This is a genomic window from Xanthobacter sp. DMC47 (assembly GCF_056313845.1).
This window is the reverse complement of the sequence record NZ_JBQUZM010000004.1, coordinates 530,749-546,689: the sequence shown is the minus strand read 5'-3', so window position 1 is coordinate 546,689 and position 15,941 is coordinate 530,749. Positions and strand designations below refer to the sequence as shown.

Genomic DNA, 15,941 nt, shown 5'->3' with positions numbered 1-15,941 from the left:
TTAGTCCCTGCGTGAATGGCGGCTTGCGTGGTGGTTGACGGAATGGATCGAGCCCGAGCGGAACAGCGGATCGGATTGGCGGAGCGTGTCGGGGGCGGGCTTCGCACCGCCGGACGTCTGCTGTGCCTTGCTGCGGCGACGGCCCTTCCGGTTCAGGCGACATGGACTGTCGCCGCCCGCGCGCAGGAACAGGCCCCCCAGTCGGCGCCGCAGACCATCCAGGACACCGAGATCGAGGCGCTGCTCAAGGATTATACCCGCCCCATCCTCAAGGCGGCGGGGCTGGCCCAGCAGAACGTTGAGGTGGTGCTCATCTCCAGCCGGGCCTTCAACGCCTTCGTGGCCGATGGCCGGCGCATCTTCGTGAACACCGGCGCGCTCGTCGATTCGGTGACGCCAAACCAGATCATCGGTGTGCTCGCCCACGAGACCGGCCATATCGCCGGCGGCCACCTCGCCCGGATGCGGGAGCAGATCGCCGGCGCCCAAACCATGGCGATCGTCGCCATGCTTCTGGCGGCAGGTGGCGTCGCGGCCGGCGCGGCGAGCGGCATGAACGGCCGGGACATGGGCAACGTGGGCGCTGCCGCCATGTCGGCGCCGCAGGAGATGATCCGCCGCTCGCTGCTCTCCTATCAGCGCGGCGAGGAGTCCGCCGCCGACCGCTCGGCAGTGAAGTATCTCAATGCCACCGGCCAGTCCGCCAAGGGCATGCTGCAGACGTTCGAGCGCTTCCAGAACGACCAGCTTTTCATCAGCCAGCGCATCGATCCCTACGCCCTGAGCCATCCCATGGCCCGCGAGCGTATCGCCGCGCTCGAACAGCTGGCCAAGGCCAGCCCCTATTACGAGGTCAAGGATCCCCCGGCCCTGCAGGCGCGCCACGACATGATGCGGGCAAAGCTCATCGGCTTCATGGAGCGTCCCGAGGCGGTGGCCCGCCGTTACCCGCCCTCCGACGGCTCTATGGCGGCCCAGTATGCGCGCGCCATCTCGGCCTACCGCTTCGGCAATGTGGATTCGTCCATCCGCCAGATCGACGCCCTCATCGCCAAGGAGCCGTCGAACCCCTATTTCTACGAGCTCAAGGGGCAGGCGCTGCTTGAGGCCGGGCGCGCTAGCGATTCCGTCGCACCGCTCCGCAAGGCTGTGCAGATGACCAATGGCGCGCCGCTCATCCGCGCCATGCTGGGGCAGGCGCTCGTGCAGTCGGGCAACCAGACCTACACCCAGGAAGCCATCCGCGAACTGGTGCAGGCGACCCAGCGTGATCCGAATTCACCGTCCGCGTGGCGCTCGCTCGCGCTGGCCTATGGCCGTTCGGGCGATACCGCCAATGCGGACCTCGCGTCCGCACAGTCCTATTTTGCGTCCGGCGACTTCAAGCTCGGCCGGGAACTCGCGGCCCGCGCCCGGACAAAGTTTCCGCAGGGCTCGCCCGGCTGGCTCAAGGCCGACGATCTCGTGAATTTCAAACCGCCCGCATCGGCCGCCAATCAGCGCTGATGCTCAAAGACAGCTTTTCACCCAAGGAGCCCCGCATGTTCTCCCCCACGGGCCTGGCCCGAACCGGCTTTCGGCACCTCGCCGCCCGCCTTTCCGCGCTGGCGCTGGCCGCCCTGCCGGCCCTCTTCCTTGCCGCCAGCCCGGCCGCTGCCTTCACGGACGAGGAGAAGAAGGAACTCGGCGGCATCATCCGCGAGTATCTGATCCAGAACCCGGAAGTGCTCCAGGAAGCCATCTCCGTGCTGGAAAGCCGGCAGATGGTGGCCGACGCGACCCAGCGCAGCAAGGCGGTGGCCGAGCTGAAGCCGCTGCTGTTGTCGAGCCCGCGCGGCATCGTCGCCGGCAATCCGCAGGGCGACGTCACGCTGGTCGAGTTCTTCGACTACAATTGCGGCTATTGCAAAAAGGCGCTGTCGGACCTTCAGGACCTCATCAAGCAGGATCCGAAGCTCCGCGTGGTGCTGAAGGAATTCCCGGTGCTCGGCCAGGGCTCGGTCGAGGCCGCGCAGGTGGCCGTCGCCGTGCGCATGGTGGCCCCCGAGAAGTACATGGCGTTCCATCAGGCCCTGCTCGGCGGTCGCGGCCAGGCCGATCGCGCCAAGGCGCTGGCGGCGGCGAAGGAGGTCGGCATCGACCCGGCGCTGATCCAGAAGCAGGCTACCTCGCCCGAGCTGAACGCCACCCTTGATGAGAGCATGAAGATCGCCGAGGCGCTCTCGCTCAACGGCACGCCGTCCTACGTGATCGGCGATCAGGTGGTGATCGGCGCCGTCGGCTTCGACAAGCTGAAGGCCGCCGTCGCCGACGCCCGCAGCAAGCAGACGGGCAAGTAGAAGGGGCGTCACCCGCCCGAATGCTCACGGATGGGGGCGGCCGCCTTGGCCGCCCGTTCCGCGGGCACTCTTTCCATCGGGCGCGCGCACCCCTATAAGGCTGCGACCCGGCCGACAGGAGGCCGGTGGCAGATCACGCACGGATGACAGAAACCGTCCACGTCCTGAACGGGCCCAACCTCAACCTGCTCGGTACCCGCGAGCCCGGCATCTATGGCGCGGCGACGCTTGCCGATGTCGAGGCGCTGTGCCGGGCCGAGGGCGAAGCGCTGGGCTTCGACATCGTCTTCCGCCAGACCAATTCGGAAGGCGCGCTGGTGGATTTCATCCAGGCGGCCCGCGGTGCGCGGGGCATTGTCCTCAACGCCGCTGCCTACACCCACACCTCCGTCGCGCTGCGCGATGCGGTGTCCGCGGTGGGGGTGGCGACCATCGAGGTGCATTTGTCCAACGTGTTCGCACGGGAAGACTTCCGCCACCATTCCTACCTGTCGCCCGTCGTCCGCGGAGTGATCTGCGGCTTCGGACCCCAGAGCTATGTGCTGGGCCTGCGCGCCATCGCCGGCCTGCCGCAGACCCCTTAAGATCCCTCAACGCCCTCGCGCGGCCCCATGGCCGGCCAGAGCCAGGAACATCATGAAGCCCTCCAACCCTCCCATCGACACCGCCATCGTCAAGGAGATCGCCGATCTCCTCTCGGGCAGCGACCTGACCGAGATCGAGGTGGAGCACGAGGGCCTGCGCATCCGCGTGGTGCGCGCGCCCGCCCCGGTCACCATCGCCCAGGGAGCCCCCTACGCCGCTCCTTATCCGGCGGCCGCCCCCGTCGCAGCGGCCGCGCCGGCTGTTGCGGCCGAAGCCCCGGCGGACCTCTCCAAGCATCCCGGCGTCGTTGCCTCCCCCATGGTGGGCACCGCCTATCTCGCCGCCGAGCCCGGCGCCGCTCCCTTCATCGAGGTGGGCGCGAGCGTGCGCGAGGGGCAGACCGTGCTCATCGTCGAGGCGATGAAGACCATGAACGCCATCCCCGCGCCGCGCTCCGGAACCGTGACGCGCATCCTCGTGGGCAACGCGCAGCCGGTGGAATACGGCGAGCCCCTGCTCATCATCGAATGAGCGCGACCAGACGAGGCAGGCCCACCCGCAGGCACCCACAAGGCACGCACCGCTGATGTTCAGAAAAATCCTCATCGCCAACCGCGGCGAGATCGCGCTGCGCATCCTGCGCGCCTGCAAGGAGCTGGGCATCGCGACGGTGGCGGTGCATTCCACCGCCGATGCCGACGCCATGCACGTGCGTCTTGCGGATGAAAGCGTGTGCATCGGCCCGCCGCCGGCCCGCGAGAGCTATCTCAACATTCCCTCGCTGCTCGCCGCCTGCGAGATCACCGGGGCGGATGCGGTGCATCCGGGCTACGGCTTCCTCGCCGAAAACGCCCGCTTCGCCGAGATTCTGGCCGATCACAACATCCATTTCATTGGGCCCAAGGCGGAGCACATCCGCATCATGGGCGACAAGATCGAGGCCAAGAAGACGGCGCAGGCCCTCGGCATTCCCGTGGTGCCCGGCTCCGACGGCGGCATCCATTCGGACGAGGAGGCGCACCGCGTCGCAGCCGAAATCGGCTTTCCGGTGCTGGTGAAGGCCGCCGCGGGCGGCGGCGGGCGCGGCATGAAGGTGGCCCTGACCGCCGACGACCTGTCGCAGGCCCTCTCTACCGCCCGCACCGAGGCGAAGGCCGCCTTCGGCGACGATGCCGTCTACCTGGAGAAATACCTCGGCACCCCGCGCCACATCGAGGTGCAGGTGCTGGGCGACGGGAAGGGCCACGCCATCCATCTCGGCGAGCGCGACTGCTCGCTCCAGCGCCGCCATCAGAAGGTATGGGAAGAGGCGCCGTCGCCCGTCATCACCGCGGCTCAGCGGGCTCAGATCGGCGAGACCTGCGCCAGCGCCATGCGCAAGCTCGGCTATCTCGGCGTCGGCACGATCGAATTCCTCTACGAGAACGGCGAGTTCTACTTCATCGAGATGAACACCCGCATCCAGGTGGAGCATCCGGTGACGGAGATGGTCACCGGCATCGACCTCATCAACGAGCAGATCCGCGTCGCCGCCGGCGAGGAGCTGACGCTGAAGCAGAGCGACGTGGTGATGGAAGGCCACGCCATCGAGTGCCGCGTGAACGCCGAGCACCCGACCACCTTCCGCCCTTCGCCGGGCAAGATCACGCACTATCACGTGCCCGGAGGCCTCGGCATCCGCGTGGATTCCAACGCCTATCAGGGCTACGTCATCCCGCCCACCTACGACAGCCTCGTGGGCAAGCTCATCGTCCACGGCAAGACGCGGGACGAGTGCCTGCGCCGGCTGCGCCGGGCGCTGGACGAGTTCGTGGTGGACGGCATCGACACGACACTGCCCCTGTTCCGGACCCTGGTGCGCACCCGCGCCATCGCCGAGGGGCAGTACGACATCCACTGGCTGGAGCACTTCCTCGCCGAGGGCGAAGGCAAGACCGTCGGCTGACGAAAGCTATCTGACACCGCTCCCAAAATGAAAAAGCCCGGCGTGATCGCCGGGCTTTTTGTTTCAGGAGAGGCGCCTGCTCAGCCGAATTTGGCCGCTCGCTTGAGCTGGGCCGCTGCCGCCGCAAGCTCGCGCACCTTGGCGAAGTTGCCGGCGCGGATCGCATCCGTCGGCACCACCCAGGAGCCGCCAACGGCCACCACGTTGGGCAGGGCGAGATAGTCGCCCGCATTCGCGGGGCCGATGCCGCCCGTCGGGCAGAAGCGCAGGTGGGGCAGGGGACCGGCGATGGACTTCAGGAAGGCCGCGCCGCCCGAGGCCTCGGCCGGGAAGAACTTCAGCACCTCAAAGCCCAATTCCGCCAGCCGCATGGCCTCGGACGCCGTGGCGCAGCCGGCCATCACCGGAATCGGTGTCTCGGTGAAGGCGGCCGCCAGCTCCGGCGTCGTACCCGGGCTGACGAGGAAGGTAGCGCCCGCCCCGATGGTCGCCTCGATCTGCGCGCGGGTTGTGACGGTGCCGGCGCCGGCGATGGCACCTTCCACCTCGGCCGCAATCAGGCGCAGTGCTTCGAGGGCGACGGGCGTGCGCAGCGTGACCTCGATGAGCGGCAGGCCGCCCTCCACCAGCGCGCGGGCGAGGGGCACGGCATCCTCAAGCCGCTCGATGACCACCACCGGCACCACCGGGGCCTTGGCGACGAAGGAAAGGGGGCTCGGAAGGCTCATGGGGTATCTCCGTTAAATCGTTTGAAGCGCAGTCGTGCCGTCATGTCGAGCCCCAATCGCTCCGCTCATCCCACGTCGAAGGTCACGCCCTGGGCGAGCGGCAGGCGGTCGCCATAATTGATGGTGTTGGTCGCGCGGCGCATGTAGGCCTTCCAGCTGTCGGAGCCCGCCTCGCGTCCGCCGCCGGTCTCCTTCTCGCCCCCGAAGGCGCCCCCGATTTCCGCGCCAGACGGGCCGATGTTCACGTTGGCGATACCGCAATCCGACCCTGCCGCCGAGAGGAAACGTTCCGCCTCGCGCAGGTCCGTGGTGAAGATGGCCGAGGCGAGGCCTTGCGGCACCTCGTTGTTGAGGCGGATGGCGTCGGCAAGGTCGGTGTAGCGCAGCACATAGAGGATGGGCGCGAAGGTCTCCGCCGCCACCGTGTCCGTCTGGGCCGGCATTTCCACCAGCGCGGGCCGGACATAATAGCCATCGAGCGCGAACTCGGCCCCCAACCTCTCCCCTCCCGTGACGATGCCGCCGGCTGCGCGCGCGGCCTCCAGCGCCACCTGCATGGCCTCGAACGCGCCGGCATCGATGAGCGGACCCACCAAAGTCCCCTCCGCGCGGGGATCGCCCACGCTTACCGAGGCATAGGCGGACTTCAGGCGGGGCAGGAGCGCGTCATAGACGCTGTCATGCACCATCAGCCGACGCAGGGTGGTGCAGCGCTGGCCGGCCGTGCCCATGGCGGCGAAGGCGACGGCGCGCAGCGTCAGGTTGAGATCAGCGGAGGGGCAGACGATGGCGGCATTGTTGCCGCCCAGCTCGAGGATCGCCCGCCCGAAGCGCTGCGCCACACGCGGCCCCACATGCCGGCCCATTGCGGTGGAGCCGGTGGCTGAGACGACCGGCACCCGCGCATCGTCCACCAGCGCCTCGCCCGCCGCGCGGCCGCCCAGCACCAGGGTGGAGAGCCCCTCCGGCACACCGCCGAAGCGGTCGGCGGCGCGGGCGAAGATCGCGTTCACGGCGAGAGCGGTCAGCGGCGTCTTTTCCGACGGCTTCCACACCACCGAATTTCCGCAAACCAGCGCCAGCGCGGCATTCCATGCCCACACGGCGACGGGAAAGTTGAAGGCAGAGATGACGCCCACCACCCCTATGGGGTGCCACGTCTCCATCATCCGGTGGTCCGGCCGCTCGGTGGCGATGGTGAGGCCGTGAAGCTGGCGGGAGAGGCCGGTGGCGAAGTCGCAGATGTCGATCATCTCCTGCACCTCGCCGAGGCCCTCGGAGGTGATCTTGCCGGCCTCCAGCGTCACCAGCGCGGCAAGGTCGGCCTTGGCGGTGCGCAATTCCTCGCCGAACAGGCGCACGAGTTCGCCGCGCCGCGGCGCCGGCACCAGGCGCCACTGGAGGAAGGCGGCATGGGCGCGGCCGATGGCCTCCTGAACCGCGGGGGCGTCCATCTCCGTGATACGGGCAATGACTTCCCCGGACAGCGGCGTCACCGCCTCGCGCGCCCCTTTGAGGCGGTCGGCCGGGATGCCGAGCCGCGCCAACAGGGCGTCTGCGTCCGCTTCGATTTCGCCGGTGACGGGAAAGCGCGCCATGGTCGTCTCCTCATTCTGATTTGGCCTGTTCTAGCCGTCCCGCATGGCTGCGGGAACCATCGCGCGCGGGGCAGGGTTTTGGGCGAGGGGGCGAAGCGCGCGTGCGCGCCGACTTTTGCGCGGAGGAACGAGAATGCCCCACGCCAACAACTCGAGCCCGATTACCGCCGAGCCTGGCCAGACCGCCAATGCCATGCAGGGCCTCTCCGATACGGAGCGCGACCGCATCCGGTGGCGCGCCCACGCGCTCTGGCGGGAGGACGGCTGCCCGCAGGGCCGCGACCGCGAATATTGGGAGCGGGCGGAACTGGAAATCCTGAAGGGCCGGCGCTCTTACTGAGGGAGGCTTCAAATGCCAGCAAAATCAAAGGCCCAGCAGATGGCGGCAGGCGCCGCCCTGTCCGTCAAGAAGGGCGAGCGCAAGAAATCCTCCCTCAAGGGGGCCTCCCGCGAGATGGTGGACTCCATGAGCGAGAAGGAGCTTCATGACCTTGCCGCGACCAAGCAGAAGGGCAAGCCGTCCCATGTTTCCAAAGACTGACCGGTAAGCGGTCCATGGCGCCGCGCGCCTTCTGGAAGGGCTACCTGAAGCTCTCGCTCGTGACCTGCCGGGTGGCCATGACACCGGCTACATCCGAGCGGGAAAAGGTGCGTTTTCACACCTTGAACCGGGAGACGGGCAACCGCATCGTCTCCCGCTACGTGGACGAGGGCTCCGGCAAGCCGATTGCCGAGGCCGACGAGGCGCGCGGCTACCAGACGGGTGACGACAGCTATGTACTTGTCGAGGATGAAGAACTCGACGACATCGCGCTCGAGTCGACCCGCACGATCGACATCGAGAGCTTCGTCCCGCGCGACAGCATCGGCTGGGTCTACTTGGACAAGCCGCACTATCTCGTTCCCGACGACGCCGTTGGGGCGGAAGCCTTTGCCGTCATCCGGTCCGCCATGGAGGAAACCAAGACGGCGGCGCTTTCGCGCCTGGTCATGTATCGCCGCGAGCGCGGCGTGATGTTGGAGCCGCGCGCCAGCGGGCTCATCCTTTGGACCCTGCGCTACGAGGATGAGGTGCGCGAATTCGATGGCGCGCCGGAAGCGCGGGAGGCGCCGGACAAGGCTGCGCTCGGCCTCGTCAAGACGCTGATTTCCGAGCGCACGCAAGCCTTTGAGCCGGAGATGGTGCATGACCCCGTGCAGGCCGGGCTTATGGATCTTATCGCCTCCAAGCGCAAGAAGCGTCCGGCGAAGAAGGCAGCCAAGCCAACCGCTGAGGCCCCCTCCGGGGGCAATGTGGTGAGCATCATGGATGCGTTGCGCCGCAGCCTTTCCGCGGAGAAGGGCAAGCGGAAGTAGCGCCGGGTGGCTTCACGCGGGTGCCAGCGGCACCGCGGCGGCGCGGAAATCGCCCCACGGGTCCTGGCTGAGATTCATCAGCCGCGCCATGGCGTTGCCGACATTGAAATGCTGCGGGCCGATGGCCTCGCCCAGTTCCTCCCACGCCAGCGGCATGGACACCGGGGCCCCCGGCCGAGCCCGTGTGGAATAAGGCGCCACCGCCGTCGCGCCCCGCTGGTTACGCAAATAATCTATGAGAATCCTACCCTTGCGCTTGGCCTTGCTGATGGTGGCGACGAAATGCTCCGGGCTGTCGGCCGCCATTTCCTCGGCCATCTGCTTGGTGAAGGCCTTCAAGCGGGTCCAGTCGGCCTTGGGCCGGAGCGGCGCACAGACGTGCAGGCCCTTGCCGCCGGAGGTTTTCAGGAAGGCGGAAAGCCCTTTCCCCTCAAGCCTTTGCTTTACTTCCTGAGCCGCAGCGATCACGTCCCGCCACGGCACATCGTCGGCGGGATCGAGGTCCATGGTGAGGATGTCCGGCCGCTCCCAGTCCGCAAGCGTCGCCCCGAACGGATGGATTTCCAGGGCCGCGCCCTGCACCAGGGCGGTCAGGCCGTCGAGGTCGCGGATGGCGACGAAGGGGGCTTCGTCCTTCTCCTTGGGATCGGGCACCTGGAGGATGTTCTTGTCCATCCCCTTCCACGGGTGCTTCTGGAAAAAGCGTTGACCTTCAATGCCCTCCGGGCAGCGCACCAGCGCCAGAGGGCGGCCGGTGACAAAGGGGGCCATGGTGCGCCAGACCTGCGCGTAATAGTCCGCCAGCCCTTCCTTGGTGAGGCCGACATCCGGCCAGTAGACCCGGTCCGGATGGGTGAGGCGCACCCGGAGCTGCGGTGCGGGTGGGTCAGAAGTCTTTGTTTCGGCAGGTTTTTCCCGCACGATCTCCGTCGCCGGCTTGTCTTCGCGCAGACCGCGGAAGGCGGCGTGGCGCAGGTGGCCGTCCCCGGTCCAGGCACCGAACTCCACCTCCGCCACATGGCGTGGCTCAACGAAGGTGACGCCCCGCGTTTCCTCCGCGGTCAGCTTGCCAGAGAAGGGAGAAACATCAATCTTTTCAGCGGCTAACAGCTTGTAGAGGTCGGCAGCGACGCGCTGGGTGAAGCCCGTTCCGACCCGTCCCACATAGCGCAGCTTGCCGGTCTCGAACACCCCCAGCGCCAGCGAGCCGATGGCGGTGCGCGAGGTGGTGGACGGGACGAAGCCGCCCACCACAAATTCCTGTCGTTCCAGGCACTTGGACTTGATCCAGTCGTGCGTCCGGCCGCTGTGGTACGGCGCATTTTTCAGCTTCGAGACCACCCCTTCGAGGCTCAGGCGGCAGGCGTGGCGCAGGACGAGGGCGCCGTCGTCCTCAAAATGGGCGCTGTAGCGCACCTTGTCCCCGGTTTCACCCACCAGTTTTTCCAGCAAGTCCTTGCGATCCTTGAGGGGGAGCGGGGTCAGGTCGTGGCCGTCGAGGTGGAGAAGATCGAAGACGTAATAGACGAAACGGTCGCTGCGCCCCTCCGAAAGATCGGCCTGAAGGGCGGAGAAATCGGTGGCGCCATTGCCGGATTCCACGACGATTTCACCATCGAAAAGCGCGGTTCGGATGGGGAATCGGGTGAGTTCGGCAGGGATGCCGGTGCCGAATCGGTCAGTCCAGTCCAGTCCGGTGCGGGTGAGGAGGCGCACCTTGTCGTTTTCGACCCGGGCCTGGATGCGGTAGCCGTCGAACTTGATCTCGTGGAGGTATCGTGTGCCGGCCGGCGCCTTGGTCGCGAGAGTCGCCAGCGCGGGCGGCACGAAGACGGGGAGGGGGGCGACTTTCGCACCCTTCGGGCGGGTGAGGGGCGCGCCGGTGGTCCCCCTCGCGCCACCAGATGGAGGATCGTCGGCGGGTGGGGCAGGGGAGTTCTCCATGGGGGACTTCGCCACGGAGGACTTCGCTACGGTGGATTTGGGCGCGGCCTTCTTCGTAGCCGCCCCGGCCTTGGCGGCGCGCTTCTTCGGCGGGGGATCATCCTCCGAAAGGGCGTCCACGGCCCGGCCGGAGACGACGGAGAGCGGCTCCTCCTCGAGGATGTCCGGCGCGCCCTCGGGTCGGGCGAATTCGTCCTCGGCCTTGATGAGGAGCCAGTTCTCCTTCTTCTCCCCGCCCCGCGGGTGCATCCGCACCAGATGCCAGCGGCCATGGAGCTTCTCGCCGTCCAGGGTGAATTCCATATGCCCCTTGGCATAGGCCTTGTGCGGATCGCCGATGGGGGTCCAGGTGCCGCGGTCCCAGATGATGACGTTGCCGCCGCCATACTGGCCCTTGGGGATGGAGCCCTCGAAGCCGCCGTAGTCGAGGGGATGGTCCTCCACATGCACGGCGAGGCGCTTCTCGCCGGGCACAAGGCTGGGGCCGCGGGTCACGGCCCAGCTCTTGAGCACGCCATCCATCTCCAGCCGGAAGTCATAATGCAGGCGCCGCGCCGCATGCTTCTGGATGACGAACGAACCTTCCGGCCGCGCCGCCTCGCCCTTTGCCTTGCGCCGGGCGGCGCCGGAGGGCTCGGGGGTGGCGGCGAAGTCGCGCTTGGCGCGGTAGCGGTCAAGGTCGGCCATGGCTCAGCTCGCCTTGCGGGTGGTCTTGCGGGAGGGCGCGGGTTTCTCGGCGGCGGCCGTCTTGCTGGCCTTGGCTTTGGCGGGCGCCTTCTTGCCGCTTCCGCCGGCGGCCTTCCCACTCGCGCCACCTGAGGCCTTGGCGCTGGCGCGCAGGGCCTCCAGCAGGTCCACCACCTTTTCTTCCTTGCGCGGCGGCGCCTTGGGCAGGGGCTTGCCCTCCATCTTGGCGCGCACCAGCTCGGCCAGGGCAGCCTCGTAGCGGTCCGGATAGGCGTCGGGATCGAATCTGCCGGCCTTGGTCTTGATGATGTGGGTCGCGAGATCGCGCATTTCGCCGGTGATCTTCACCTCCGGCACGTCGGCGAAGGCCTCCTGCGCCGAGCGCACCTCGTAGTCGAAGGAGAGGGTGGAGGCGAGCAGCGCACCACCCTCGCCGGTGGGGCGGATGAGAAGCCGGCGGACGCGGCGGAACAGCAGGGCCTCGCCCAGCGCCGCCACCTTCTGGGCGGCCATGCCGCGCTTCAGGAGGTCGAACACCTCGGCGGCGGCCTCATCCACCGGGGCGAGGAAATAGGGGCGGTCGAGATACACCGTGTCGATGCCGTCACATGGCAGGAAGGCGTCGATGGAAATGGTCTTGTCGTTGTCAGGGAGGACCGCCGCCGCCTCTTCCGGCTCGATGGTGATGTATTCGCCCTTGGAGACCTCGTAGCCCCGCACCTGATCGTCATTCTCGACCGGCTTGCCGGTTTCCTCGTCCACATATTGCCGGCGCAGGCGATGGCCGCTTTTGCGGTTCACCATATGCAGGCTGATGCGCTCGGAGGTGGAGGCGGCCGCATAGAGGCCGACGGCGCAGCTCAGCGCGCCGACCGTGAGAAATCCCTTCCAGCTCGCCCGTGGCGCCATCTCGCCCCTCGTTGCAGGCCTTCTCTCACCTGTTGTCAGAGCACACCCGCGCGGCGGCGCGGGCAAGGGAAATCGGTTCTTTCAGGAGCCGTCATGGCCCGGCTCGTCCGGGCCATCCACTCCCCCGCGAAAAGGGTGCGCAAGATCGCAGACCTGCCCCTGCCCTTCCGTGGATCCCCCGGACGAGCCGGGGGATGACGCCGGTGCAAAGGGAGAGAAGCCTCATCCATGCAGGCGCCGCGCGTAGAAGGTGGCCAGCAGCCGGGCTTCGGCTTCGGACCCGGCGCGGATCGGCGCCGAGGCATCGTCGAGCACCCGCCAGCTCCAGCGCCGGTCGTGGCAATCGAGGCGGGCGACCGGCATGCCGTCGCAGACCAGAACCTGGCTGCCCGTCGCCTTCGCGCGCCATTCAAGGATGGGCTCGGAGCCCGGCGGCGCGTGGAAGAAGTTGCCGGCCTCGTGGAGGAAATGGCGGATGGGTCCGCGGCTCGCTGCATCGTGGTGCATGGCTAAGTCTCCTTTGCAGAACCAAGTGGCCGCGCGGCCCTTTGGTTCCGCGCCGTTGCAGCGCACGACCTCCCATGGTCTAGAAGAGGTTTCCGGAAAGGAGAGGCGGGATGGTCGCATTCTACGACGCGGGCGCGGTCGAGGCGGCGCTCACCTATGAGCGTCTGGTGCCGGCGCTGCGGGCGGCCTTCGCGGCGGCGGAGGTGGAATCGCCGGTGCGCGGCGTCCACCATGTGGGCAATGAGGCGACGCCCGGCCGGCTCCTTACCATGCCAGCGTGGCGGCCCGGCGCGGTGTTCGGCGTGAAGCTGGTGAACGTCTTCCCGGCCAATGGCGCCAAGGGGCTCGGCGCGGTGCATGGCGTCTATGCCCTGTTCGACGGCACCACCGGCGTGCCCACGGCCATCATCGAGGCCGATGCGCTCACCAACCGGCGGACGGCGGCGACATCGGCGCTGGCCTCCACCTTCCTCTCGCGCATGGACAGCGAGACGCTGACCGTGGTGGGCACCGGCAATCTCGCCTTCCAGCTGGCGCAGGGCCATTGCGCCGTGCGGCCCATCCGCCGCGTGCTGGTGTGGGGCCGGGCGCCGGAGCGCGCCGCCGCCATGGCGGAACGGCTTGCCGCGCTGGGCCTGCCGGCCGAGCCCGCGCGCGACCTGTCGGCGGCCGTCGCCGCCGCCGATATCATCACCAGCGCCACCACCTCCGACGATCCGCTGATCCTCGGGCGGGATGTGAAGGGAGGCACCCATGTGGACCTCGTGGGCGCCTTCACCCCCACCATGCGCGAGAGCGACGACGCGCTCATCCTCGCCAGCGACGTCTATGTGGACACCTATGCCGGCGCCCTCGGCGAGGCCGGCGACCTCTTGCTGCCGGTGGCGGCGGGGGTGTGGTCGAAGGACCAGGTGAAGGCCGATCTCTATGAGCTGTGCGCCGGCACGAAGCAGGGGCGGGCGGACGCGGGCGCGATCACCGTGTTCAAGTCCGTGGGCGCGGCCATCGAGGATCTGGTGGCGGCGGAGATGGTGGCGGGGCGGTAGGGGGCGTCCGTCGCCCCTCGCGCACTGTCATGCCACGGCCTGTCCGGGGCATCCACTGGGTCGAGGGAGCGATACCCGAGTGCTGTTCCCGGCCGTTCCACGTGGATGGCCGGGACGAGCCCGGCCATGACGGCTGGTTCATAAGCGGGCCACGGCTGCGTCGCCCGCCCCCTCTCCCTCCCGCTTCGCCTCCAGCGCGGCAAGGCGCATGTAGAGCGTCGAGCGGGCGATGCCGAGGCGGCGGGCGGCGCGGGTGAGGTTGCCGCCGCAGGCTTCCACGGCGGCGCGGATGGCGGCTTCCTCCACGGTGCGCAGATCGGTGGCGGGGGGCGCGGCGGTGGCGGCGGTGGCGATCTCCGGCGGCAGGTCGCCGACATCGATGGGCGCGTCGGCACTACCCATGGCGATCAGCATTTCCACCACGTTGCGCAACTCGCGCACATTGCCCGGCCACGAATAGGCGGCAAGAGCCGCGCGGGCGGCCTGTGTGAAGCGCGGGGCGGGAAGGCCGGCGCGGGCGGCGGCGCTGCGGCCGATGTGATCGAGCAGCAGCAGCACGTCGTCTCCCCGCTCGCGCAGCGGGGGAATGCGCAGGCGCAGCGCGGCGATGCGATAAAACAGGTCTTTCCGGAAGCGCCCGGCGGCGACCTCGCCGGAGAGGTCGCGATTGGTCATGGAGACGAGGCGCAGGTCCACCCGCCGTCCGGTGTGGCCGCCCACGCGGTAGACCACGCCATCCTCCAGCACGCGCAGCAGGTAGGATTGCAGCTCCAGCGGCATCTCGCCGATCTCGTCGAGGCAGAGCAGGCCGCCGTCCGCCGCCTCCACCTTGCCCTGCTTGCCGGCGGCGTCGGCGCCGGTGAAGGCGCCCTTCTCGTAGCCGAACAATTCGCTGGCGATGAGATCGCGCGGGAGCCCGCCGCAATTGAGCGGCACGAACGGCCCGGCCGGCGCGCGCACGCCATGGATGGCGCGGGCGAAGACCTCCTTGCCCACGCCCGTCTCGCCTTCCAGCAGGATGGGCAGGCCGCTTTCCGCCATGCGGCGGGCCTTGGCCTTCACCTCTTGCATAATCGGGCTCTCGCCGATGATGGCGTCGAAGGCGAGGGGCTCCAGCTCGCGCGCCGGATCGCGCGGGGCGGGTTTCGGACGGCGCGCCGCATGGAGCACCACCACGCCGCCGATCTCCTCGCCGTCCTCCCGCACGATCTCGACACTGGCGCCGGGCAGCAGCTGGGCGATGCGCGCCGCCCAGGCGTCGGGCGTCACGTCCTTGAGCGCCGCGAGGCGGCCGTCGGCGATGAGGCGGTCCGAGCGCCGAGCCGCCTCCTTCAGGGCGCGGTCGGTGGAATAGATCAGCGCGCCGGAGCGGCCGAAGGCGAGGATTTCCTCGGTGAGCCAGAGCGAGCGCTTGGAGAGGAAATGGCGCAGCACCTGCTCGTGCTCCATCTCCATGCGCCGTCCCAGCACCGCCTCGATCTGGTGGGCGAGGGCCACGGCATGGGCAAGGTTCTGCGGATTGAAGGTGTCGGTGGAGCCGGAAATGTCCACCGCGCCGATGATCTCCTTGTCGAGCGGGTGGCGCACGGGCGCCGCCGCGCAGGTCCAGCGCTGGACGGGGGCGCAGAAATGCTCGGCGGCGTGGATCTGCACCGGACGCCCGCAGGCGAGCGCGGTGCCGATGGCGTTGGTGCCGATCTCCGCCTCGCACCACAGGCCGCCCTGCTGGAGCTTCACCTCCTGCCCCGTGTCGAGGGCGCGGGCATCGCCCTCCGCCTCCAGGATCGTGCCGTCCGGGTCGGAGAGGATGAGCATGGAATGGGCGTCGGAGAGGAGGTGGCGCGCCTCCTCCATGGCCGGGCGGGCGGCGGTGACGAGGCGGTTGTTCTGGTGGCGGCGGCGGAACAGCTCCGCCTCGCTCACCAGCGGAGCGGCCGGGCGGTCGGCGGCGATGTGATGAAGGCGGGAGCGCTGCCAGGACGCCATCACCGCCGGACGGATGACGGCGGAGGCGGCGCCGTCCTGGTGAAACGCCTCCCAGGCGCGCGCAATCTCGCGATGTGGCACCAGCTCTGCCCTCCGGGCCGGGCGGCGCGGCGTTCCCGTTTGCGCCGCCTGAGCCATTGGCCGGCAGGCTGCCTTGGCCAATGGCCGCAGCGCCCGCAGGCGGGTTCACTCCCTGAAGTGCCGCGTTCTGACCGCCGGCATCGAGGCCGGCGGCGGCGGCTTTGGCGGGAGAATACGCGCACTTTCATGCCGCTCGCAAGTCCGGCCGGGGCGCGGACGGCAGTCGTTGT

15 protein-coding genes are annotated in these 15,941 nt (G+C 68.7%); 9 read left to right on the top strand and 6 right to left on the bottom strand.

The features are described from left to right. The first annotated feature begins 42 nt into the window (after positions 1-42). From ACT54R_RS14240 to accC, 5 genes are all read left to right on the top strand, one after another. Complete coding sequence (locus ACT54R_RS14240; RefSeq protein WP_476327320.1) at positions 43-1,506, top strand: M48 family metalloprotease; 1,464 nt, start codon at positions 43-45, stop codon at positions 1,504-1,506. A gap of 35 nt (positions 1,507-1,541) precedes the next feature. After that, a complete protein-coding gene (locus ACT54R_RS14235; RefSeq protein ID WP_168456499.1) occupies positions 1,542-2,339 on the top strand; it encodes a DsbA family protein in 798 nt (265 codons plus the stop codon). 143 nt (positions 2,340-2,482) lie between these two features. Further along, on the top strand, positions 2,483-2,923 hold the full coding sequence (gene aroQ, locus ACT54R_RS14230; protein WP_476327318.1) for a type II 3-dehydroquinate dehydratase: 441 nt from the start codon (positions 2,483-2,485) through the stop codon (positions 2,921-2,923). Positions 2,924-2,975: 52 nt separating this feature from the next. After that, a complete protein-coding gene (gene accB, locus ACT54R_RS14225) occupies positions 2,976-3,455 on the top strand; it encodes an acetyl-CoA carboxylase biotin carboxyl carrier protein (RefSeq protein ID WP_210254252.1) in 480 nt (159 codons plus the stop codon). 55 nt (positions 3,456-3,510) lie between these two features. Continuing rightward, a complete protein-coding gene (gene accC / locus ACT54R_RS14220) occupies positions 3,511-4,869 on the top strand; it encodes an acetyl-CoA carboxylase biotin carboxylase subunit (RefSeq protein WP_168456501.1) in 1,359 nt (452 codons plus the stop codon). A gap of 80 nt (positions 4,870-4,949) precedes the next feature. Here the strand turns inward: accC and eda are convergent, their stop codons facing one another. Both eda and amaB read right to left on the bottom strand, forming a co-directional pair. Further along, positions 4,950-5,597: a bifunctional 4-hydroxy-2-oxoglutarate aldolase/2-dehydro-3-deoxy-phosphogluconate aldolase gene (gene eda / locus ACT54R_RS14215; RefSeq protein ID WP_476327315.1), complete on the bottom strand. Its 648-nt coding sequence runs from the start codon at positions 5,595-5,597 to the stop codon at positions 4,950-4,952. Positions 5,598-5,662: 65 nt separating this feature from the next. Continuing rightward, positions 5,663-7,195 carry an L-piperidine-6-carboxylate dehydrogenase gene (gene amaB, locus ACT54R_RS14210; protein WP_476327313.1) on the bottom strand — a complete coding sequence of 511 codons (1,533 nt, stop codon included), beginning with the start codon at positions 7,193-7,195 and terminating at the stop codon, positions 5,663-5,665. A gap of 133 nt (positions 7,196-7,328) precedes the next feature. Between amaB and ACT54R_RS14205 the strand changes: the two genes are divergently transcribed. From ACT54R_RS14205 to ku (ACT54R_RS14195), 3 genes are read left to right on the top strand one after another with little or no spacing between them, the layout of a single operon-like run. Beyond that, a complete protein-coding gene (locus ACT54R_RS14205; protein WP_476327311.1) occupies positions 7,329-7,535 on the top strand; it encodes a DUF2934 domain-containing protein in 207 nt (68 codons plus the stop codon). Positions 7,536-7,547: 12 nt separating this feature from the next. Then, the gene (locus tag ACT54R_RS14200) at positions 7,548-7,736 is read left to right on the top strand and encodes a DUF3008 family protein (RefSeq protein ID WP_168456505.1); all 189 of its coding nucleotides are present in this window, start codon (positions 7,548-7,550) and stop codon (positions 7,734-7,736) included. Positions 7,737-7,750: 14 nt separating this feature from the next. Further along, on the top strand, positions 7,751-8,551 hold the full coding sequence (gene ku, locus ACT54R_RS14195) for a non-homologous end joining protein Ku (RefSeq protein ID WP_476327309.1): 801 nt from the start codon (positions 7,751-7,753) through the stop codon (positions 8,549-8,551). A 12-nt stretch (positions 8,552-8,563) separates the two neighbouring features. On the opposite strand, the gene ligD is transcribed toward ku (ACT54R_RS14195), so the two are convergent. The 3 genes from ligD to ACT54R_RS14180 all read right to left on the bottom strand — a co-directional run bounded on the left by ligD (position 8,564) and on the right by ACT54R_RS14180 (position 12,598). Next, positions 8,564-11,182, bottom strand: a complete 2,619-nt coding sequence (gene ligD / locus ACT54R_RS14190) for a DNA ligase D (RefSeq protein ID WP_476327307.1) — start codon at positions 11,180-11,182, stop codon at positions 8,564-8,566. Between the two features lie 3 nt (positions 11,183-11,185). After that, entirely contained in the window at positions 11,186-12,091 is a 906-nt protein-coding gene (gene ku / locus ACT54R_RS14185) for a non-homologous end joining protein Ku (RefSeq protein ID WP_476327305.1), read from the bottom strand. 222 nt (positions 12,092-12,313) lie between these two features. Next, positions 12,314-12,598 carry a hypothetical protein gene (locus tag ACT54R_RS14180; RefSeq protein ID WP_168456509.1) on the bottom strand — a complete coding sequence of 95 codons (285 nt, stop codon included), beginning with the start codon at positions 12,596-12,598 and terminating at the stop codon, positions 12,314-12,316. 110 nt (positions 12,599-12,708) lie between these two features. Here ACT54R_RS14180 and lhpI point away from each other — a divergent pair, with 110 nt between their 5' ends. Then, positions 12,709-13,644 (top strand): bifunctional Delta(1)-pyrroline-2-carboxylate/Delta(1)-piperideine-2-carboxylate reductase, encoded by a 936-nt coding sequence (lhpI, locus tag ACT54R_RS14175; RefSeq protein ID WP_476327303.1) that lies wholly within the window; start codon positions 12,709-12,711, stop codon positions 13,642-13,644. Between the two features lie 138 nt (positions 13,645-13,782). Here lhpI and ACT54R_RS14170 read toward each other — a convergent pair whose 3' ends face one another. After that, positions 13,783-15,711 carry a sigma-54-dependent Fis family transcriptional regulator gene (locus tag ACT54R_RS14170; RefSeq protein ID WP_476327301.1) on the bottom strand — a complete coding sequence of 643 codons (1,929 nt, stop codon included), beginning with the start codon at positions 15,709-15,711 and terminating at the stop codon, positions 13,783-13,785. Positions 15,712-15,941: the final 230 nt, after the last annotated feature.